Origin of the sequence: Anaeromyxobacter dehalogenans 2CP-1 (assembly GCF_000022145.1) — a bacterium.
Taxonomy (GTDB): Bacteria; Myxococcota; Myxococcia; order Myxococcales; family Anaeromyxobacteraceae; genus Anaeromyxobacter; species Anaeromyxobacter dehalogenans.
Genome location: NC_011891.1, coordinates 3,996,711 through 4,016,628, shown reverse-complemented (window position 1 = coordinate 4,016,628; position 19,918 = coordinate 3,996,711). Strand labels below are relative to the sequence as shown.

Sequence of the window (19,918 nt, the reverse complement as noted above, 5' to 3'; positions counted from 1 at the left end):
GACGCCGCCGGAGAGGCCAGGCGCGAGCGGCCCGGGGCCGCTCGCCGCTAGTGCTGCACCAGCCTCCGCGCGAGCTCGACGCGGTTCCGCACGCCGAGCTTGTCGAAGATGGTCTTGAGGTGGCTCTTCACGGTCTGGGAGGCGATCCCCAGCCGCTCGGCCACCTCGCGGGAGCGGAGCCCGTCGGCCACGAGCAGCGCCACCTCCCGCTCGCGCTGCGTGAGGCCGTCGGCCGGCGTGGCGGTCGGGGTCTCGGGGCCGACCTGCAGCGGCTCCGGGAGCGGCTCGCGCCAGAGGTGGAGCTGCGTCTTGCCCTTCCCGACGGCGGTCACCTCGATGCGGAGCCGCTCGCCGTGGCCCTCCATCACCAGCGTGCGGCGCACGCCGGGCGGCCCGTTCTGGGCCCCGTCGGTGAGGCCGCGGAGCTCCGCCGGCACCAGCGCGCCGTCGGCGGCGTCCGCGAAGAACACCTTCAGCATCTCCTCCGCCTGCCGGTCGGCGCGCAGCAGCCCACCCGCGTCGCTGTGAGCGGCAGCCCCGCGCGGAGCGGGAACGCGAACGTTCGCTCGCATCATGGCCAGCACCCCCTTTGCCTCCGTGTGGAGACAGGACCCACATACTACAGCCCTGCGAACGAGTGGTCACTCGCATCGCGAGCCGTCGCGATCTCCTTCGGGGTTCCGGGGGGTTATGACCCATCTGCGTCGGAGGGGGTGGGCGCATCGGGTCCCGTCCTTCCTGGTGCGACGGAAGCGGCAACCCATGCCCTGAAATCGGACGGATGCACTGCGCGTCCGGTAGCGCGGATCACCCGGAACACGAGGCACCCCTGATGAGCGCGGTGGCAGAGCGACGTTGACGCTTCGTGCGGGACCGGTTGGGCCTGACCGTCGACCCCGCCGCAGCGGGGCGGGTGCGAGCGGCGGAGGAACGGGCAGGACATGCGCGGAGGCTCCGCCGGGAACGTACGCACGCGCGCCGGTCCGGGCCGCGCGTTCGCGCCGCTGCCGCGCCCCGCGGGTGGGCCCCACGGCTCAGCGGAGCGCGGCGTGGACCGCGGCGGCGAGCAGCGCGACCAGCACCACGGTCGACGCGGCGCCGAAGCGGCGTTCACCCACCGAGAAGAAGCCGCCGGCGGCGACGGCGAGCCGGAGCGGCGGCGTGATGAACAGCGCGATCACGCCGAGGCGCGCGAGGTGGCTCGCCACCTCGAGGTCGAGCGCGTAGGCGAGCGTGGCCGCGCCGCAGAGGCCGACGCCGGTGAGCGTGCCGGCCCAGAGCGCGAGCGAGACGGTGCGGTTCACGGCAGCCCCCGCAGCACGTCCCACACCATCCGGCCACCCAGCAGCACCAGCAGCGCGGAGAACGCCGCCTGGAGCCGCGCCGCCGGGATCCGGCCGAGCAGCGTCGCGCCCAGCCGCGCGCCGGCGAACACGCCCACCACCACCGGCGCGGCCACGGCGACCTCGAGATCGCCGCGCGCGTAGTAGACGTACGCGCTGGCGGCGGCGGTCACGCCGATCATGAAGTTCGAGGTCGCCACCGCGACCTTGAACGGCAGCTCCATCGCCAGCGTCATCACCGGCACCTTGATGAAGCCGCCGCCCACGCCGATGAGGCCGGAGATGGCGCCCGCCACCGCGCTCGCGCCGAGGCCCGTGCCCCATCGGCGGACGACGTACGGCTCGCCCTCGGCGGCCGGCGGGCCGGCCGGACGCCGCCGCCACATCACCAGCGCCGAGTACACGGCCACCGCGGCGAACAGCGCCTTCAGCAGGCCCACCGGCGCGAGGCCGGCGACGGCGCTCCCGAGCATGGCGCCGGCGACGGTCGCGAGCTCCAGCACCACGCCGACCCGCATGTCGGAGAGCTTGCGGTCCACGTAGGAGGCCGCCGCCGACGACGAGCTGGCGATGATCACCACCAGCGACACGGCCACGGCGTGACGGAACGGCAGGCCGAAGCCGGCGGTGAGGATGGGGACGACGATGATGCCGCCCCCGATGCCCATGAGGGCGCCGAGGGTGCCGGCGCCGAGGCCGACGGAGGCGAGCAGGAGGGCGGTCACGGGGCGCCCACTCTACCGTACGGTCGGGTGCCCGGAAACCGGCCCTTCGGCCGGGCCGCACGCGAGGACGCGTCAGCGCAGCTCGACCTCGAAGCCCAGCCTGCGCGCGGATTCGAGCAGCTCGTCGGCGGGCTGCACCTTGACCGGCACCGCGATGGTGGTCTCGGTCTGCTCCGGGATCACGGCGCGAACCGTCACCGGGCAGCTCCCGGAGAAGCGCCCGAGGAGCGTCCTCAGGTCGCCGGCGCGGGCGGCGGTGAGCCGGTCGGCGTCGATGCGGAGCGCGATCTCGCTCGTCTTCTGGTTGCGGACCGCGGCGAGCGGCTCGATGTCGAGCGCGGTGATCTCCGCCCGCGGGTTCTCCTCCTCGCGGTTGTTGATCCGCACCTCGCCGTGCACCAGCACCGGCTCGTCGCCCTTCACGAAGTGCTCCCAGTCCGACCAGCCCTTCTGCGCGGGGCGGCCGTTCTGACCCGGGCGCGACGCCCAGCAGATGACCTCCGTCGTGCCGGTGAGGTCCTCCAGCGTGAGGAAGCCGAAGCGCGTGCCCTTCTCCTTGTTCATGCGCTCGCGCAGCGACGCGACCACGCCGACCACGGTGACCTTGTCGCCGTGGCGCTTCTGCGCGACCGCGGCGCAGGTGGAGGAGGCGTAGCGGCGGACCTCGCGCTCGTAGCCCATCAGCGGGTGGCCGGTGAGGTAGAAGCCGAGCGCCTCCTTCTCGAACGCGAGGCGGACGCGCTCGGGCCACTCCTCCACCGTCACCTCTCCCACCGCGTCGCCGGGCCTCGGGTAGCGCGGCTTCGCCTCGGTGGCCGCGGAGGCGGCGAGCGCGCCGAACAGCGAGGCCTGGCCGCTGGCACGGTCGGCCTGCGCCGACGCGCCCGCGGAGATGGCGGCATCGATGCCGAAGTAGAGCTGCCAGCGCGGCACGCCCTCGAAGTCGAGCGCCCCGGACTTCACCAGCGCCTCCAGCACCTTCTTGTTGATCTTCTTCGAGTCCACCCGCCCGGCGAGGTCGAACAGCGACTTGAACGGCCCGGACGCGCGCGCCTCGACGATGGCCTGCACGGCGGACTCGCCCACGCCGCGCACCGCACCGAGGCCGAACCGGATGCGGCCTCGGGAGCCCTTCGGCGACTCGGGCCCGGGCGGGAACGCGCCGAAGGCGGCGTCGGACTCGTTGACGTCCGGCGGGAGCACCTCGAGCTGGCTGGCGCGCGCCTCGGAGATGTGGAGCACCACCTTGTCGGTGTTGGAGGCCTCGCTCGAGATGAGCGCGGCCATGAACTCCACCGGGTAGTGCGCCTTCAGCCAGGCGGTCTGGACGGTGAGCAGACCGTACGCGGCGGAGTGCGACTTGTTGAAGCCGTACGCCGCGAACTTCTCCATGAGGTCGAAGATGCCGCCGGCGACCTTCTCGTCCACGCCGTTCGCGACCGCGCCGGCGAGGAAGCCGACGCGCTCCTTGGCCATGACCTCGGCCTTCTTCTTCCCCATGGCGCGGCGGAGCAGGTCGGCCTGTCCCAGCGAGTAGCCCGCCAGGACCTGCGAGATCTGCATCACCTGCTCCTGGTAGACGATCACGCCGTAGGTCGGCTCGAGGACCTTCTCCAGGCTGGGGTGCGGGTACTGCACCTTCTCGCGGCCGTGCTTGCGGTCGATGTAGACGTCCACCATGGTGCGGCCGTCCTCGAGCTTCTGGTCGAGGGGGCCGGGCCGGTAGAGCGCGCCCGCGGCGATGACGTCCTCGAAGCGCGACGGCTTCATCTTCACCACCATCTCGGTGAAGCCGGAGGACTCCATCTGGAAGACGCCGCCGGTGTCGCCTCGGCTGATGAGCTCGTACACGGCCGGATCGTCGATGGGGATGTCGCTGGCGGCGAAGTCCTTCATCTCGGGGTGGTTCCGCTTCACCATCCGCAGGGCGTCGTCGATGACGGTGAGCGTCTTCAGGCCGAGGAAGTCGAACTTCACCAGGCCGGCGGCCTCGACCTCCTCCTTCGCGAACTGCGACACCAGCATCTCGGACTTGTCGTCCTTGTACGCCGGCACGTACTCCCACAGCGGCTTGTCCGCGATCACCACGCCGGCCGCGTGCAGGCCGGCCTGGCGGTTCAGGCCCTCCAGCGACATGGCGATGTCGAGCAGGTCCTTGGTGGTGACCTTGTTCTGGACGCCCTTGTCGTCCACCCACTGCGAGATCACGGCGGGCTTGTCGTGGAGCTCCTTCAGGCGCGGCTCCGCCGGCATCTTGTCCGAGCCGAACACCAGCTCCTTGAGCGGCGGCGTCTTGCCCTGCACCGGGTCCGGGACGAGCTTCGCGATCCGGTCGCCCTCGGCGAACGGCAGGCCCATCACGCGCACCACGTCGCGGATCACCGAGCGGGCCTTCAGCGAGCCGAAGGTGATGATCTGGCCGACGTTGTCCTGGCCGTACTTGCCGCGGACGTACTGGATCACCTCGTCGCGGCGGTTCTGGCAGAAGTCCACGTCGAAGTCCGGCATCGACACGCGCTCCGGGTTCAGGAAGCGCTCGAACAGCAGGTGCCAGCGGAGCGGGTCGAGGTCGGTGATGCGCAGCGACCAGGCCACGATGGAGCCGGCGCCGGAGCCGCGGCCCGGGCCCACCGGGATGTGGTGCTCCTTCGCCCAGTTGATGAAGTCCTGGACGATGAGGAAGTACCCCGGGAACCCCATCTTCTTGATGACGCCGAGCTCCATCTCCAGCCGCTGCCGGTAGACGTCGCGATCGTGCGGGTACTTCCCGTCGATCTCGCGGAAGCGCCGGTCGAGCCCCTCCCGCGCGAGCTTGTCGATGTAGTCGTCCTCGCTCATCCCCTCCGGCAGCGTGAAGGAGGGCAGGAACGTCTTCCCGAGCGGCAGCTCGACGTTGCACATCTCGGCGATGCGCAGCGTGTTGTCGAGCGCCTCGCGGAAGTCGGGCAGCGCCGCGGCCATCTCGTCCGGCCCGGCGACGAACAGGCCGTCGGTGTCGTGGCGGAGCCGCTTCGGATCCTGGAACGTCTTGTTGGAGGCGATGCACATCAGCACCTCGTGCGCCTTCGCCTCCTGGCGGCTCACGTAGTGCGCGTCGGCGGTGCCGACGAGCGGGATGCCCTCGTCGCGGCCGAGCTGGGCGAGCTTGGCGTTGACGTCGAGCTGCTCGCGCATGCCGTTCGACTGGACCTCGAGGAAGAACGAGCCCGGCTCGAAGATGTCGCGGTACTCGCGCGCCACCCGCCGCGCGCCGTCCATGTCGCCCTGCCGCGCCAGGCGCGGCACCTCGCCCGCCAGGCAGGCGGTCAGGCCGACCAGGCCCTTCGAGTGGTCGCGCAGGAGCTGCTTGTCGATGCGCGGGTCGTAGTAGAAGCCCTCCGTGAAGGCCTTCGAGGAGAGGTAGCGCAGGTTCGCCCAGCCCTCGGCGTTCTTCGCGAGCAGGATGAGGTGGCGGCCGATGCGCTCGGAGCGGTCGGTGCGCCCCTTGTCGCCCGCGACGTACGCCTCCATGCCGAGGATGGGCTTCACCCCGGCTTCCTTCGCCTTCTTGTAGAAGTCCACCGCGCCGAACAGGTTGCCGTGGTCCGTCACGGCCACGGAGCTCATGCCCTTCGCCTTGACGGTCTTCAGCAGGTCCTTGATGCGGATGGCGCCGTCGAGGAGGGAGTACAGGGTGTGCAGGTGCAGGTGGACGAAGTCGGGCATCGGGCCCGATGTCTAGCAGGCGGGGGTGACAGGCGGAAGGCGCCGGAAGTGGGCAGCGGAAAAGAGGGAATTCCGCGCCGTCGCAGGTCGTTCGCGCGCGCTCACCGCGCCAGCCGGTAGATCCGCGTCGGCTCCATCCCGGCGGGCGCGAGCTTCCCGTCCTTCCACCCGTCCACGTGGCTGTTGCCGATGTAGACGAACGCGCCCGGCAGCAGGGCGCCGGTGGTGGGCACGTGCCAGCCGGGGTTGGCGGTCTCGAGCACCTCGGCCGTCCGGACGCCGGCGGCGCCGGGCTCGAGCTCGAGGCGGACGATGCGCGGCAAGCCGGCGCCGTTCTGGACGGCGACGAGCGTCCGTCCCGCGGCGGAGAGGCCGTCGATGCCGGTCAGCGGGAAGCGGCCGGGGCCGCGCAGGCGGCGAGGCGCGCCGCCGTCGCGCGGCAGGTCCCACAGGCCGGTCGCGTCGGCGACGAGGAGGCGGCCCTCGGCGAAGGCGATGCCGTTCGCGTACACCCAGCGCCGCCCGCCGCCGGCGGCCACCAGCGCGGCGGCGCCGGGATCGAGGCGCCACACCTCGCCGCCCTCGCTGTCGGTCACGTACACCGTCCCGTCCTCGGCGACGGCGAGGTCGTTCAGCATGTGGCCCGGCCCGTCGAGCCCGGCGCTCCGCCGCGCGGCGCCGGTGGCGAGGTCGAACGCGAGGAGGCGGGTGCGCGCCGGCGTCCCGGTGGCCGCGTCGGCGCGTGCGAGGGAGGCCGCCCAGAGCAGGCCGCGCGCGGCGTCCACCTTGATCCCCAGCACCTGGTCCACCCCGCCCGTCACGAGGTCGCGGGTCGATCCGCCCGGATCGACCCGCACGATCTTCCGGAGCCGCATGCTCCCGACGTAGAGCGCGTCGTCGCGCGGGTCGGCCGCGATGCCCTCCGCCACCAGCCCCGGCTCGGAGAGCGTGGCCGCGAGCGGCGCGTGCGGCGTCCTGGGGACCCGCGCGGCGAACCGGGCCGCGAGGGCCTCCAGCTCGGGCCGCCCGGCCAGCTCGGGAAAGTCGACGGGATCCATCCCGTTCGACCAGCCGGCCTCGTCCAGCGACCGGAGCAGCGCCAGGGCGCCGTCGGCATCGCCCTCGCGGGCGGCGAGCCAGGCGCGCAGGTAGGGGAGGCCGGGGTCGCCGGGATCCTCGGGCGCGGCGCCGCCAGCGGCCGCCACGACGGCGGGCGCAGCCGGGCTCGCGGCGGCGCCCGGCGCGGCCGGCGCGTGCTGGCAGCCGGCGGCGGCGACGGCCGCGGCGGCGAGCAGCGCGATCGGGAACGGACGGGCAGGGGTCGGGCGCGCGGCGGGGGCCATGGTCACCTCACGTGAAGGGGCTCCCCGGACCGATGCGCCGGCGCGGGCGATGTGACGGGCGCGGCCACGCCCGGGGCGCGCCGGGGGCGGGCTGCGGTCGCGGCCGGCGCGTGCTAACTGTGTCGTGTGGCCCACTTCTCCCGCCGCCTCCCCGGCGTCCTGCCGCGCAAGGACCTCGTGCGCCTCCTCGTGCCCACGTACGCCGCCGCGCGCGGCGTGGACGAGGAGGAGGCCACCGACCGGCTCTCGCGCGCGCTCGCCGCGCCGGCGGCGCTCGACGAGCTCTACGCCGGGGTGTCCGACGCGCTCCGCGACGCGCAGGGGCCGCGCACCTCGGAGGACGCGCTCATGGACCGGCTCTCCGCGGGCGTGGTGACGCGCGGCGGCCGCGCCCGGCCGGCGCCCTCGACGCCGGCGGTCTCCGCCGCGCTGGTCCGGCTCGATCTGGAGATCGGCATCGCCCCGGAGTCGATGCGCGCCACGCTCGCGGCCGGGCCGGGCCGCGCGCTGCTCGAGGACGGGCTGCGCGCGCTCGGCGCGCACGTCGTGAAGGAGCTGCTGCGCGGCGCGCGCTCGAGCCCGGCGCGCGGGAGCTAGCGCCGCGGCGAGCTCCGCCCGGCGGGGCGAGGGCGCGGTTGCGCGCTACAGAAATTCACAGACGTAGGCCGCCGGCGCGGTCGCCTTCACGTCGAAGCCGCTCCGGCCCGGGATCTCGAAGCAGGTGCCGGCGGGGAAGGCGCGGAACCCGGCCTCGCCCGGCAGGCGCGCCCACAGCTCGCCCGAGACCACGGTCATGCGCTCCGGCGCCTCGGTGCCGAAGTGGAACTCGCCCACGTCCACCACGCCGGCGGTCTGCCGGCGGCCGTTGCGCTCGAACCCGATGCTCTGGACCTGACCCTCGAAGAACGTCTTGTGCGTGAGCATGGCCGGATGGAAGCACGCGGCGTTCGCGCCGGTCAACGCGCGCCCGCGCCCCCGGCCGCGGGGCGGCGGTGGACCCGCGGGCGATCGCGGCCGAGCAGCAGGCCGGTGGCGAGCACGCCGGTGAACGGCAGCGGGAGGTCCTCGGTCATGCCCAGGTCGAGCGCGGCCGGGATGCCCACGAGCGACCACAGGAACGGGATCACCAGCAGGCGGCGCGGCACCGGGCGGTCGGTGAGCAGCAGGAGCCCGAGCGTGAACATCGTGTTCGGGCAGGGCGTGACGCCGAACGCGGGCGCGCGCGGGTAGGCGTGCCCGGCGAGCGCGCCGACGAGCGGGTAGACGGCCGCCGCGTAGAGCATGAGCGACAGGCCGGCGGTGGTGAGCCCGCCGGGCCGGGCGTGGAACGACAGCCAGCCGCGCGCCGAGGCCATCGCGAACAGCACCGCCTGCACCACGAACGCCGCGGCGAACGCCGGCGCGAGCGAGGACACGCGCGCGAGGGCGCTCGCGTGGAAGGCGGCCGCCGCGGCCCACAGGAACGCGAGCACGAGCGCGGTCGCGGCGCTGGCGCCCCGCCCGCCGCGCACCGCGAGCACCAGCGCGAGGAGCGCGAGCGCGTAGGCGACGAGCGGCATGGGCCAGATCGCGCGGTTGAACTGCTCGAACGCGTCCAGGAGCTGCTGCGAGGTGAAGGGGACGCCCATGGGCCACCTCCGGCTCCCCAGCAGGCGCACCGCCGCGCGGCGGCGTCGAGCGCCCTCGGCGTGGCGACCCGATCGTGGGCGGTCCGGTGGGACCGGCGGAGGGCCAGTGTGACGGACAGTGAACTGGGCGCACGGGCCGGCCGGGGTTCCCCCGCCCGCTCGCCGGGAGTATGGTGCGCGCCGAACCATGCCTCGGCGCGTCCTCCTCGTCTCACACCCCGACTGCCAGGCCCACGATCCCGGCCCCGGACACCCGGAGCGCCTGGCGCGGCTCGAGGCCGCGCTGGAGGCGCTCGCGGAGGATGCCGCGCTCGGGCCGGACGTGCTGGTGCGCGTCGAGGCGGCGCGGGCGACCGAGCAGGCGCTGCTGCGCGTCCACACCCCCGGGCACCTCGCCCGCGTGCGCGCCCACGTGGAGGCGGCGGCGCGCACCCGGATGCTCGACTGGCTCGAGCCGGAGACGCCGGTGTCGGCGGGCTCCTGGCGCGCGGCGGTGGCCGCCGCCGGCGCGGCCATCGAGGCGGCCGAGCGGGTGGCGCGCGGCGAGGCGGGGGCGGCGTTCGCGCTGGTCCGGCCGCCGGGCCACCACGCCTGGGCGGACCGCGGCGGCGGGTACTGCCTGCTCAACAACGTCGCGATCGCGGCGCGCGCGGTCCAGGCGGCGGGGCTGGCGCGGCGGGTGCTCGTGGTGGACTGGGACGTCCACCACTGCGACGGCACGCAGTCCATCTTCTGGGAGGACCCCGCCGTCTACGTGCTCTCGGTGCACCTGTGGCCGCACTACCCGCACACCGGCGCGCCGGAGGAGCGCGGCGCCGGCGCGGGCGAGGGGACCACCCGCAACGTGGCGGTGCCGCACGGCACGCGCGCCCCCGAGCAGCGTCGGCTCTTCGAGGAGGGGCTGGCGGCGGCGCTCGCCGAGTTCCAGCCGGACCTGGTGCTGCTCTCGGCCGGCTTCGACCCGCTGGAGGGCGACCCGGAGGGCGGCCTGCACCTCGAGCCCGCCGACCTGCACGCGATGACGCGGACGCTGCTGGCGCGGTGCGCCGCCGCGGGCTGCGACCGGATCGCGGCGGTGCTGGAGGGCGGCTACGTCCCGCCGCGGCTGGGCCAGGGCGTGGTGCAGGTGGTGCGGGCGCTGGCGGGGCTGCCGGCGGCCTAGCGCGGGCGCGCGCCGAAGCGGATGAGGTCGCGCTCGCCGCGCCCGAACGCGGCCAGCAGCGCCGCCGGGCCGTGGGCCTGCGCCTCCGCGAGCTCATGCGGCGAGAGGAACGCGGCCATCGACACCTGCACCAGCTCCGCGTCGAAGCGGATCGCGTCCGGCAGGTCCGGGAACCAGCGGCCGGCGCTCGGCGGGAGCAGCGCCACCCCGGCGCGCCCGGCCTCCGCCAGCGCGGGGTCGGCGAACGGGAGGATCCGGACCGCGTCGCCGAAGGGCGCCACCCGCTCCACGCGCGCGAGCAGCGTGCCGACCACCATCGGGTCCGCGTCGGTGAGCGTGGCGACCACGCGGCGGCCGGTCCGGCCGAGCGTGAACACCACCGCCGCGCCCGGGCTGGGCGCGAGCGGTGCCGACGCGAACACGGCCGGCGGGCCCTCCGGGTCGAGCGCGACCTCGACCGCGCGCCCGCCGCCCGCGGCGGGGACGTGCTCCATCACGTACACGAGGACCCGGGCCTCGAGCCGGTTCAGCGCCGCTTCCATGGCGGCAGCTTGCCACGTTCCATGCCGGACCGGGAACCGCGGCTGCTAGACTCCGCGCCCATGCCGCTCGCCCGCCGCCGCCGCGCCGCCTGGCCCCCCTGGAAGGAGAACCGGCGCCTGGCGCTGTCCGTCGCGGCGGTCGCGCTCGTGGTGGGCGCGGCGGTGCTGTGGGGGCGTGGCGACGGGCGCGCGGACGTCGCGCTCGCCGCGCAGGCCGCGGCGCTCTTCGGCTGGTTCGCGCTGCTGATGGTCGCGGTGCGCCGGCCGCCGCGGGCCCGGGCGCCGCGCCACGCGTCCGGCGCCGCCCTCCTGCGCGCCGGCATCGCCCGCCGGCTCGCGTTCCCGCTCCTGCTCGCGCCCGCGCTCGGCGCGGTGGCCGTGCGCGCGGTGCGCGAGCAACCCGGCGCGGCCGGCCTCGGCCTGGCGGGCCTCGTCGCGCTGGGGGTGGTGTTCCTGGTCGCGAGCGCGCTGCGCTCCGGCCGCGCCTTCCGCCTCGGCGAGGACGGCCTCGAGCTGCGCCTGCGCGGCCGCCCCGCCGCGCTGCTCCGGTGGACGCGGATCCGCGAGGTCCGGGTGGAGACCTGGCGGGCGCACGCGGGCCTGGTGCTGCTGGGCGAGGAGGGGAGCCCGTCGCTCGGCGTGAGCGCCTGGCTGGACGGCTCCGCCGAGCTGGCCGCGGCGCTGCTCCAGCGCGCCCCGGCGCGCGCGCTCGACGGCCCCGGGACGCGCGAGGCGCTGCAGGCGCTCGCGGGCGAGCTCGGCCCCGGCCGTTCCGCCCCCCGCTGAGCCATCGCCCGGGACCCGGCGACGCGGGCGGCGCCGCGTGGACATCCTCTGCCGAGGAGGTGCGCGCGTGGGGAGCCGGCTGGCGGAGCGGATCCGGGAGACCCAGGACGAGGTGCTGGCCACCTGGGAGGCGGGGGTGCGGACGCTCGCCAGCGCGGCGCAGGCGCCCGGGCCGGCGCTCTTCGACCAGGTGCCGGAGCTGCTGCGGTGGCTGGCCGACCGCCTCGACCACGGCGGCGCGCCCGACGAGGAGCGGGACGCGTTCGGGCACCACCACGCCATCGAGCGGGTCTCGCAGGGGTTCGATCTCGTGGAGGTGATCGGCGAGCTCGGGCTGCTCCGCGAGTGCCTGCTCGACGCCTGGGTGGCGGGGCCGGAGGGCGTCGAGCCCGCCGACGTCCGCCGCATGGAGGTCGAGCTCGATCACGTGGTGGCGCTGGTGGTGCTCCAGTTCGTGCGCGACCGGAGCGCCGGCGACGCGGCCGCGCCCGCCGGCGCGTGAGCGAGGGGGACGGCGCGTGGCGGCGGCCCTGGTGCTCGGCACGGTGCTCCTCGCGCTGGTGCTCTTCTGGACCGAGTGGGTCCCGGTCGAGGTCACCTCGCTGCTCGTGGTGTGCCTGCTCGCGGCGACGCGCGTGCTCACGCCGAAGCAGGCGTTCTCGGGGTTCTCCGACGACACGGTGATCTTCATCTTCACGCTGCTCGCGATGACGCAGGGGCTCGCCGCCACCGGGGTGGTGAACGCGGTGGGGGAGCGGCTCACCGTGCTCGGCCGGTTCGGCCCGGTCGCGTTCCTGGTCGCGCTGCTGGTCACCGTGGCCGCGTTCTCCGCCTTCGTCTCGAACACCGTGACCGCCGCCGCGTTCCTCCCGGTGGCGGTGAGCGGCGCGCAGCGCGTCGGCCTGTCGAAGCGCGACGTGCTCCTGCCCATGGCGTACGCCTCGATGCTGGGCGGCACGGTGCTCCTGTTCGGCACCTCCACCAACCTGGTGATGAGCGCGGCCATGGCGCGCTCCGGGCTGGGGCGGATCGGGGTGGTGGAGCTCGCGCCGCTCGGGCTGCCCATCGCCGTGGTGGGCATCGCGCTGGTCGCGCTGCTCGCGCGCCCCTTGCTCCGGCGCGGGGCGCGCCCGGTGGTGCCCGACGCGGTGCCGGAGCGCGCCTACCTGTCGGAGGTGGCGGTGCCGGCGGGCTCGCCGCACGTGGGCCAGCCGCTCTCGGAGGTGGCGCCGACCATCGGCGCGCGGCCGGTGGCGGTGGTGCGCCGGGGCGAGCCGCGGCCTCCCGACCCGGGGGCGGTGCTGGCGCCGGAGGACCGCGTGGTGGTGGAGGGGCGCCGGGAGGAGATCGTCGAGGCCGCGGGCGCGCCCGGGGTGGCGCTCGGCACCGGCGGCACGCCGCCCGGCGCCACGGCGGAGTCCGCGCCGGCGCGCGCGCCCGGCGCGCCGGACGCGCCGGTGGTGGTGGAGGCGTCGGTGCCGCCCGGCTCGCGGCTGGCCGGCAAGGTGGTCGCCGACGCGGACCTCGGGGCGCAGCTCGGGCTGGAGGTGCTGGGCATCCACCGCCGCCCCGCCGTGCAGCGCCTCACCAAGCTGCAGCTCCTCGCGGGCGGCCGCCGCCGCGCCGCGTCCATCGCCGCGCTCCCCATCGCCGCGGGCGACCTGCTGCTGCTGCGCGGCCTGCGGGAGCGCGTCCGCGCCCTCGCCGACGGCGGCGTGCTCCTCGTCCTGAGCGGCGTGGACGCGGAGCCGCTGCGCCGGCGCAAGGCGCTGCTCGCGGCGGCGATCTTCCTCGGCGCGCTGGCGGTGGGCACCGCCGGCCTGCTGCCCATGGCGGTGGCCGGGCTGGCCGGGCTGCTCGCGATGATCTTCACCGGCTGCGTGGACGCGCGGCGTGCGCTGCGGGTGGACTGGCGCGTGGTGCTGCTGGTGGGGTCGATGCTTGCGCTCGGCCTCGCGATGGAGGCGAGCGGCGCGGGGCGGCTGCTCGGGGAGCGGCTGGCGGAGGCGGGGGCGGCGGCGGGCCCGCGCGGCGTGCTGCTCGCGCTGGTGGTGCTCACCATCGTGCTCTCCGCGCCCATGAGCAACCAGGCCGCCGCGCTGGTGATGCTGCCCATCGCCGTCGCCGCGGCGCACCGGCTCGGCGTGGACCCGCGCCCGTTCGCGATCGGCGTGACGCTGGCCGGCTCCTGCTCGTTCGTGACCCCGCTCGAGCCGGCGTCGATGCTGGTCTACGGGGCGGGCCGGTACCGCTTCTCGGACTTCGTGCGCGTGGGGACCCCGCTCACGCTCGCGATCGTGGCGCTGCTCACCCTGGGCGTCCCGCTGATCTGGCCGTTCACGCGCTGAGCGGCGGCGCCCGGCCGGCCCACGGCGCGGCCTGCTCCACCTGCGCCGCGAGCCGGAACAGCGTCGCCTCGGCCCCGAAGCGCCCCACCACCTGCACGCCGATGGGCAGGCCCTCGCGGCTGAAGTGGAGCGGCAGGCTCATCGCCGGCTGGCCGGTCTGGTTGAACAGCATGGTGTTGCCGGTGGCGTCGAACGAGCGGCTGCCCAGCTCGTCGAAGAGGCGCTCCAGCAGCCGGCGCGAGCCGAGGCGGGCCACCAGCCGCAGCGCGAGCCGCTCGTGCGAGCGCGCCGCCAGCGCCCCGACCCGGACCGGCGGGCGCGCCAGCGTGGGCGTGAGCAGCGCGTCGTGCCGCTCGAAGAACGCCGCCACGCCCCGCGAGGCCTGCTCCAGCTCGACGCGGGCCAGCACCAGGTCCTGCGCCGAGAGCGCGCGGCCGCCCGCCGCGAGCGCGGCCGTCTCCGGCTCGAGGTCCCCGGCGCGCGGGCGGCGGCCCGCGTGGCGGGCGGCGAGCGCGACGTCGGCCGCGGTCTGCGCCGCGAGCGTCACCAGGTACGCCCGCGCCAGCGCGTCGCGCGGGAACTTCGGGCGCGCCTCGACCAGCTCGTGCCCGAGGTCGGCGAGCAGCCGCGCCGCCGCGTCCACCGCCGCGGCGCACTCCGCGTCGGTGGAGCGCGCGAACAGGCCCTCGCGCGTGAACGCGATGCGCAGGCGCCCCGGCGGCGCGCCCACCTCGGCGAGGAACGGTCGCTCCTTCGGCGGCGCCGCGTACGGATCGCCCGGCGCCGGGCCGTCGATGGCGTCGAGCAGCGCCGCGGAGTCGCGCACCGAGCGCGTCAGCACGCCGTCGATCGCGAACCCGCCCAGCGCCTCGCCGAACGCCGGCGCCAGCGTGACGCGCCCGCGCGTCGCCTTCAGCGCGAACAGCCCGCACACGGACGCCGGGATGCGCAGCGAGCCGCCGCCGTCGTTGCCGTGCGCGGCGGGGACGATCCGCGCCGCCACCGCCGCCGCGCTCCCGCCCGACGAGCCGCCCGAGGTGAACGCCGGGTTCCACGGGTTCCGCGTCGGCCCGCGCAGCGCCGGCTCGGTGACGCCCATGACGCCCAGCTCCGGCGTGTTGGTCTGCCCGAACAGCACCAGCCCGGCCGCCTGGAACCGGCGCACCGTCTCCGCGTCCTCCGGCGCCACGAACCCGGCCAGCAGCCGCGAGGAGCAGGTGTACGGGTGGCCCTTCCACGCGGCCAGCAGGTCCTTCAGCAGGAACGGGACACCCGAGAGCGGGCCGGCGGGGAGCGGGCCGCGGGCGCGGGCGCGGGCCTCGTCGTCGTAGCGGGCGACGATGGCGTTGATGGACGGATTGCGCCGGTCGGCGCGCTCCAGCGCCGCCTCCAGCAGCTCGGGCGCGGACACCTCGCGGCGCGCGACCAGCTCGGCCAGGCCGAGCGCGTCGAGGCGGTCGTACTCCGGCAGTCGCACGGCGTGGCCTCCCGGGGGACGTCACCTCCCAGGATAGCCCCGGGCCGGGGCGCGGGGTGCCCGCGGGCCTCCGCACCCCCGCCGGGGGCGGAAGCTAGGAGGCGGGGACCGCGCCGCAGGCCCAGGCGTGCTCGGTGCCCTCGTGCACCGCGGCGTAGACGGCGTCGCGGAGCCGGTTGGCCTCGTCGTCGGTGAGCGTCCGCCCCAGCGCGCGCAGCACGAGCCGGAGCAGCACGTTCTTCTGTCCCGGGCGCATCCCCAGCCGCGCCCGGGCCGACTCCGGCAGCGCCTCCCAGGGCGTCTCCGACCGGACCTCGATGTCCTCGACGTCGGCGGCGCGCGGCCCGAGCGCCTCGCGCACGCGGTCGCCGAGCGCCTCCGCGCCCGCGTCCGCCGCCACCGCCACCGAGAGGTCGCGGCGCATCGGCGGGTGGCGCGACACCGGCCGCCACGGCGAGAGGTCCTGCATCTGGGCCGCGATGCGCGGGTCGTCGGAGCGGAGCAGGCGGATGTCGTCGAGCCCCTTCGCCAGCATCACCAGGCGGTCGAGCCCGAGCCCCATGGCGAGCCCGCTCGCGTCCTCGGGCAGCCCGGCCTCGGCGAGCACCTCGGGCGTGACGAGGCCGCACTCGCCGATCTCGATCCACTCGCCGCGCACGCGGACGTCGATCTGGCGGCCCTCGCGCGTGTACGGGTGCGGCGATGGCACCACGGAGAGCGTGAGCTCGGGCAGCACCGCCCGGACCGCGCCGGCGATCATCTCCGCCAGCTCGTGCACGCCGAGCGGCGGGCCGCGGCGGATCCGCCACAGATCCACCTGGTGCGGCTCGCCGGTGTGGAGGCGGTCGATGGCGTCGCGCCGGTACACCATGCCCGGGCAGACCAGCAGCACGTCCTGCGGCGGCGCCGCGGCGAGCCTGCGGAGCGCCGGCGGCACCAGGGCGGTGGTCTGGGTGCGGAGCAGGTGCGTGTCGGAGACGTAGCGGGTGTGGCGCGCGTCGCGGGCCGCGCCGCCGGGCGGGTAGTGGAGCCGGTCGTAGTTGTCGGCGACCGCGACCACCGGGCTGGCGCGCTCGACGGCGACCGGGCAGCGCCAGGCGCCGGAGAGCGCGTCCACCACCTTGCGCAGCACGAGCTGCACGGCGTGCGGCCCCTGCGCCGGGTCGGTGAGATCGCGGAGGGCGAGCGCGCGTTCCAGCGCGCCGGGGGACAGGACGGGGAGCTTCGACATGGTTCGGACCTCGAGAGGCGGCGGCGCGCCGCGCGGCGGGCGCGCCCGTGGATGGAAGGGTGGAGCGACGACTCCCCCCGCCACGGCCCGAACGATCTCGATGGTGCGGAGCGGCCCCTGCTCACCGCGCGAGCGGGTCCGTCCAGGCACCGGGCCGGGACGGAGGGCCGCTAAATCGACGCGCACACGGGCTCGTCCGGGCACCGGGCCGGGACGAGGGGCCGCAATATCGACGCGCGATCGCGCTCAGGAGGACCACGTCACGAGGATATCCGCCGGCGGGCGCCGGCGCAACGCCCGCTCACTGCTTGAGCTGCGCGCGGTGACCGGTCTCCTCGTCGAAGCCGTGCGCGAGGACGAAGTGGTAGACGGGGTAGGGCTCGTCCCCGCTGCCCCCGATCAGCTCGAACAGGAACTGCCCGGCGTCGCCGTCCGGGTCGGGGAGCACCTGCACGAACAGCACCTCGCGCGCCTCGATGGCGATCTCGGCGAGGGTCTGCTTGCCGCGGGAGAGCTGGACCACCGGCACCCGCTCCTCGTCCTCCTCGAGGTGCCAGTGCAGGTCCTCCTGGTCGTACAGGAACGTGTCCGGGGTCCCGGCGCGCAGGATGCAGTTGGGGTGGCGCTTGAGCCAGCGCCAGAAGCGATCGAACGTGAGGGTCGAGCCGGTCTCGACGGTGACGGGCATGGGTGGGAATATAGCGTCGAAGGTCCGCGCGCGGGGCCGATCGCGCGCGGGGCGCACGGCGCACGCCGCGCCGGCGCGGGTCGAGGCCGCGATGGATCACTTCCGCGCAGCCGGGCTGGAGCTCCAGGAGCTGGGCGCGCGCGATCTGCCGCGCATCCAGGACCTGCTGGAGCGGTGCGCCGAGTGGTGGGCGCTCATCCACGGCCGCGCGCCGCGCGACGACGAGGCGGAGTGGCTGCTGCAGGATCTGCCGCCGCGGTTCGATCGCCGGCGGCTGATCGGGGTGGCCGCGGGCGGCGGCGCGCTGGCGGGGCTGGTGGACGCGACCGACGGCTGGCCCCAGCGCGGGATCACCTGGATCGGCCTGATGCTGTTCGAGCCGGCGTCCCGGTCCCGCGGGCTGGGGGCGGCGCTGCTCGCCGAGCTGGAGCGCGAGCTGCGCGGGGCCGGCACGCGGGCGGTGCAGCTCATGGTGCAGGCCCAGAACCCGCGCGCGCGGGCGTTCTGGGAGCGGATGGGGTTCTCGCCGATGGCGAGCGCGCGGGTGCGCGCGGGCCGGCTGGTGAACGACGTGACCGTGCTCCGGCGCGACCTCGCCGTGCCCACCGTCGACGGCCAGCCGCGCGGGCGCGGGGCAGCTTGAGAGCACGTGAACCCATCCCCTCCCGTCGCCGCGGCGGCCGATCCGCGTCGCAACGCTTCGTTGCTCCTCCTTCACATGCCGACGGGCATGCTCGGTCGTCGCGCCTCGCGCTGCTCGCGGCTCGACCGCCTGGCTCGGTCCGGGGATGGATTCACGCGCTCTCGAGCCCGGCGGGCGCTCGCGCTCCCGGGCAGCCCATGCGGGCCCGCGACCGCGCCGCGCCGGACCGCTAATCCCGGGGCGTGCCAGAGTCCCTCCGGACGCGTCTCGAGCGGCTCGCCTTCGGCCTGTTCCCCGCCTACGCCGGGACCGGCGCCCGGATCCGCTACATCGCCGCGGACTGGCGCGAGGTCCGGCTGGAGCTGCCGCTCGGCTGGCGCACGCGCAACTACGTCGGGACGATCTTCGGCGGCAGCATGTACGCGGCGGTCGACCCGATCTACATGCTGATGCTGATCCGGAACCTCGGACCGGACTACGTGGTCTGGGACAAGGCCGCGAGCATCCGGTTCCTGAAGCCCGGCCGCGGGACGCTGGCGGCCCGCTTCACGCTCGAGGAGGCCGAGCTGGACGCGATCCGCGCGGCGCTCCGCACGGAGCGGTCGGTGGACCGGAGCTACGCGGTGGAGCTCACCGACGCGACGGGGACGCCGCACGCGCGGGTCGAGAAGCTCCTCTACGTGCGCCGGCGCGAGCCGCGCGCGCGGTCGCCCGATCTCCGAGCGTCGCCATGATGTCGCGCCAGCCGTCCGCCGCCGCCGGCCCCGCCGCCCGGAACGCGCCCGCGAACAGGCGCCGCTGCGCCCCGGAGACGCGGCGCTCCAGCGCCGCGCCGCGCGCGGTGAGCGTGAGCGCCCTGCGCCGGCGGTCGTCCGGCACCGCCGCCGACGCGATCAGCCCGTGCGCGAGCAGCTCGCGCAGCGGGCGCGCCAGCGCCTGCTTCGACACGCGCAGGATGCGCAGCAGGTCGCCGGGCGAGAGGCCGGGGTCGCGCCGCACGAAGTACAGGACGCGGTGGTGGACGCGCGAGAGGCCGCGCTCCGCCAGGATCCGGTCCGGCTCCGCGGTGAGGTTGCGGAACGCGAAGAACAGGAGCTGGGACGCGTCGTCGAGCGGGTCCGTCGGGTCGATCATGTTGACGCTCACGGTCCGGGCGGCTGTAATACGTCAACGGCATTGACCTGAGCCGCGCCGGCGCACCAGTGTAGCACCGGGCGAGCGGAGGACACGATGGGCATCCCCGTGGAGCGCACCCGCAGCCCGAAGCCGCACCCCGCCGACGCCGACCTCGGCTTCGGCCGCCACTTCACCGACCACCTGTTCCGGATCGACTGGTCCGAGGGGAAGGGCTGGCACGCGCCGCGGGTCGAGCCGTACCGGCCGCTCTCGATCGATCCGGCCGCCTCGGTGCTGCACTACGGGCAGGCCATCTTCGAGGGGCTGAAGGCGTTCCGGCACCGCGACGGCGGCATGCGCCTGTTCCGGCCGGAGGCGAACCTGGCGCGGCTCGCGGCGAGCGCGCGCCGGCTCAGCATGCCGGCGCCGGAGCCGGGCATCGTGCTGGAGGGGATCCGCGCGCTGCTCCGCACCGACGCGGGCTGGCTGCCGGAGTCGCCCGGCACCGCGCTGTACGTGCGGCCGGTGATGTTCGCGACCGAGGCGTTCCTGGGCGTGCGGCCCTCCAAGACGTACACGCTGCTCGTGATCGTCTCGCCGGTGGGCGCCTACTTCTCGGGCGGCGCCCACGCGCTGCGCATCTGGGTCGAGCGGGCGCGCGCCCGCGCCGCGCAGGGCGGCATCGGCGCGTCCAAGGCGGCCGCGAACTACGTGGCCAGCCTGCTCGCGGGCGAGGAGGCGAAGGCGCACGGGTACGACCAGGTGCTCTGGCTCGACGCGGCCCGGCACGCCGATCTCGAGGAGATCGGGACCATGAACGTGTTCGCGAAGCTCGGGGCGACGGTGGTCACCCCCGCGCTCGAGGGCACCATCCTCGCCGGCATCACCCGCGACTGCGTCATCACGCTGCTGCGCGACTGGAACGTGCCGGTCGAGGAGCGCCGGGTCTCGCTCGCGGAGCTGGAGCGCGCGCACGCCGCCGGGGCGCTCGAGGAGCTGTTCGGCACCGGCACCGCGGCGGTGGTGGCGCCCATCGGCGAGCTCGCCTGGGACGGGCGGCAGCTCGTCCTCCCCGCGCCCGGCCCGCAGTCGGTCGGCGAGCGGCTGCGCGCGGCCGTGCACGCCGTCCAGCGCGGCGAGGCGCCGGATCCGCACGGCTGGCTCGAGCCGGTGTAGCGGGG

At 75.7% G+C, this 19,918-nt stretch carries 20 protein-coding genes; 8 read left to right on the top strand and 12 right to left on the bottom strand.

The genetic code is table 11. From position 1 onward, the window contains the following. Positions 1–47: 47 nt before the first annotated feature. From A2CP1_RS18125 to A2CP1_RS18105, 5 genes are all read right to left on the bottom strand, one after another. Positions 48–575: a helix-turn-helix transcriptional regulator gene (locus tag A2CP1_RS18125; protein WP_174315306.1), complete on the bottom strand. Its 528-nt coding sequence runs from the start codon at positions 573–575 to the stop codon at positions 48–50. A gap of 459 nt (positions 576–1,034) precedes the next feature. Then, a complete protein-coding gene (locus A2CP1_RS18120; protein ID WP_012527509.1) occupies positions 1,035–1,304 on the bottom strand; it encodes a DUF1634 domain-containing protein in 270 nt (89 codons plus the stop codon). Next, positions 1,301–2,068, bottom strand: coding sequence for a sulfite exporter TauE/SafE family protein (locus A2CP1_RS18115; RefSeq protein ID WP_015934706.1), 768 nt, complete (start codon positions 2,066–2,068; stop codon positions 1,301–1,303). Before A2CP1_RS18115 ends, A2CP1_RS18120 begins: the two co-directional genes overlap by 4 nt. Before the next feature lie 72 nt (positions 2,069–2,140). Continuing rightward, positions 2,141–5,773, bottom strand: coding sequence for a DNA polymerase III subunit alpha (gene dnaE / locus A2CP1_RS18110; protein WP_015934705.1), 3,633 nt, complete (start codon positions 5,771–5,773; stop codon positions 2,141–2,143). A gap of 101 nt (positions 5,774–5,874) precedes the next feature. After that, positions 5,875–7,116 carry an SMP-30/gluconolactonase/LRE family protein gene (locus A2CP1_RS18105; protein WP_015934704.1) on the bottom strand — a complete coding sequence of 414 codons (1,242 nt, stop codon included), beginning with the start codon at positions 7,114–7,116 and terminating at the stop codon, positions 5,875–5,877. A 126-nt stretch (positions 7,117–7,242) separates the two neighbouring features. Here A2CP1_RS18105 and A2CP1_RS18100 point away from each other — a divergent pair, with 126 nt between their 5' ends. After that, positions 7,243–7,713 carry a hypothetical protein gene (locus A2CP1_RS18100; protein WP_015934703.1) on the top strand — a complete coding sequence of 157 codons (471 nt, stop codon included), beginning with the start codon at positions 7,243–7,245 and terminating at the stop codon, positions 7,711–7,713. Between the two features lie 45 nt (positions 7,714–7,758). On the opposite strand, the gene ppnP is transcribed toward A2CP1_RS18100, so the two are convergent. Next, on the bottom strand, positions 7,759–8,040 hold the full coding sequence (ppnP, locus tag A2CP1_RS18095; protein WP_015934702.1) for a pyrimidine/purine nucleoside phosphorylase: 282 nt from the start codon (positions 8,038–8,040) through the stop codon (positions 7,759–7,761). Between the two features lie 32 nt (positions 8,041–8,072). After that, positions 8,073–8,744: a DUF6064 family protein gene (locus tag A2CP1_RS18090; protein WP_015934701.1), complete on the bottom strand. Its 672-nt coding sequence runs from the start codon at positions 8,742–8,744 to the stop codon at positions 8,073–8,075. Positions 8,745–8,931: 187 nt separating this feature from the next. On the opposite strand from A2CP1_RS18090, the gene A2CP1_RS18085 reads away from it, so the two are divergent. Beyond that, the gene (locus A2CP1_RS18085) at positions 8,932–9,906 is read left to right on the top strand and encodes a histone deacetylase family protein (protein ID WP_015934700.1); all 975 of its coding nucleotides are present in this window, start codon (positions 8,932–8,934) and stop codon (positions 9,904–9,906) included. Here the strand turns inward: A2CP1_RS18085 and A2CP1_RS18080 are convergent. After that, a complete protein-coding gene (locus tag A2CP1_RS18080) occupies positions 9,903–10,448 on the bottom strand; it encodes a hypothetical protein (protein WP_015934699.1) in 546 nt (181 codons plus the stop codon). The genes A2CP1_RS18085 and A2CP1_RS18080 overlap by 4 nt on opposite strands. 60 nt (positions 10,449–10,508) lie before the next feature. On the opposite strand from A2CP1_RS18080, the gene A2CP1_RS18075 reads away from it, so the two are divergent. The 3 genes from A2CP1_RS18075 to A2CP1_RS18065 all read left to right on the top strand — a co-directional run bounded on the left by A2CP1_RS18075 (position 10,509) and on the right by A2CP1_RS18065 (position 13,582). Further along, positions 10,509–11,234: a hypothetical protein gene (locus A2CP1_RS18075; RefSeq protein ID WP_015934698.1), complete on the top strand. Its 726-nt coding sequence runs from the start codon at positions 10,509–10,511 to the stop codon at positions 11,232–11,234. Between the two features lie 67 nt (positions 11,235–11,301). Next, positions 11,302–11,736 carry an RsbRD N-terminal domain-containing protein gene (locus tag A2CP1_RS18070; protein ID WP_015934697.1) on the top strand — a complete coding sequence of 145 codons (435 nt, stop codon included), beginning with the start codon at positions 11,302–11,304 and terminating at the stop codon, positions 11,734–11,736. A 16-nt stretch (positions 11,737–11,752) separates the two neighbouring features. After that, a complete protein-coding gene (locus A2CP1_RS18065; RefSeq protein WP_015934696.1) occupies positions 11,753–13,582 on the top strand; it encodes an SLC13 family permease in 1,830 nt (609 codons plus the stop codon). On the opposite strand, the gene A2CP1_RS18060 is transcribed toward A2CP1_RS18065, so the two are convergent. The 3 genes from A2CP1_RS18060 to A2CP1_RS18050 all read right to left on the bottom strand — a co-directional run bounded on the left by A2CP1_RS18060 (position 13,572) and on the right by A2CP1_RS18050 (position 16,978). After that, complete coding sequence (locus A2CP1_RS18060; protein ID WP_015934695.1) at positions 13,572–15,059, bottom strand: amidase; 1,488 nt, start codon at positions 15,057–15,059, stop codon at positions 13,572–13,574. The genes A2CP1_RS18065 and A2CP1_RS18060 overlap by 11 nt on opposite strands. A 94-nt stretch (positions 15,060–15,153) precedes the next feature. Then, a complete protein-coding gene (gene srmL / locus A2CP1_RS18055; protein ID WP_015934694.1) occupies positions 15,154–16,290 on the bottom strand; it encodes a PheS-related mystery ligase SrmL in 1,137 nt (378 codons plus the stop codon). A gap of 301 nt (positions 16,291–16,591) precedes the next feature. Continuing rightward, on the bottom strand, positions 16,592–16,978 hold the full coding sequence (locus A2CP1_RS18050; RefSeq protein WP_012527495.1) for a hypothetical protein: 387 nt from the start codon (positions 16,976–16,978) through the stop codon (positions 16,592–16,594). A 91-nt stretch (positions 16,979–17,069) separates the two neighbouring features. On the opposite strand from A2CP1_RS18050, the gene A2CP1_RS18045 reads away from it, so the two are divergent. Further along, on the top strand, positions 17,070–17,621 hold the full coding sequence (locus A2CP1_RS18045; protein WP_015934693.1) for a GNAT family N-acetyltransferase: 552 nt from the start codon (positions 17,070–17,072) through the stop codon (positions 17,619–17,621). A 242-nt stretch (positions 17,622–17,863) separates the two neighbouring features. Further along, positions 17,864–18,355 (top strand): DUF4442 domain-containing protein, encoded by a 492-nt coding sequence (locus A2CP1_RS18040; protein WP_015934692.1) that lies wholly within the window; start codon positions 17,864–17,866, stop codon positions 18,353–18,355. Here A2CP1_RS18040 and A2CP1_RS18035 read toward each other — a convergent pair. Next, the gene (locus A2CP1_RS18035) at positions 18,252–18,767 is read right to left on the bottom strand and encodes a MarR family winged helix-turn-helix transcriptional regulator (protein WP_245529834.1); all 516 of its coding nucleotides are present in this window, start codon (positions 18,765–18,767) and stop codon (positions 18,252–18,254) included. The two genes, A2CP1_RS18040 and A2CP1_RS18035, sit on opposite strands and share 104 nt — an antisense overlap. A gap of 84 nt (positions 18,768–18,851) precedes the next feature. On the opposite strand from A2CP1_RS18035, the gene A2CP1_RS18030 reads away from it, so the two are divergent. Beyond that, positions 18,852–19,913, top strand: a complete 1,062-nt coding sequence (locus A2CP1_RS18030) for a branched-chain amino acid aminotransferase (RefSeq protein ID WP_015934690.1) — start codon at positions 18,852–18,854, stop codon at positions 19,911–19,913. The last annotated feature ends 5 nt before the right edge of the window (positions 19,914–19,918 follow it).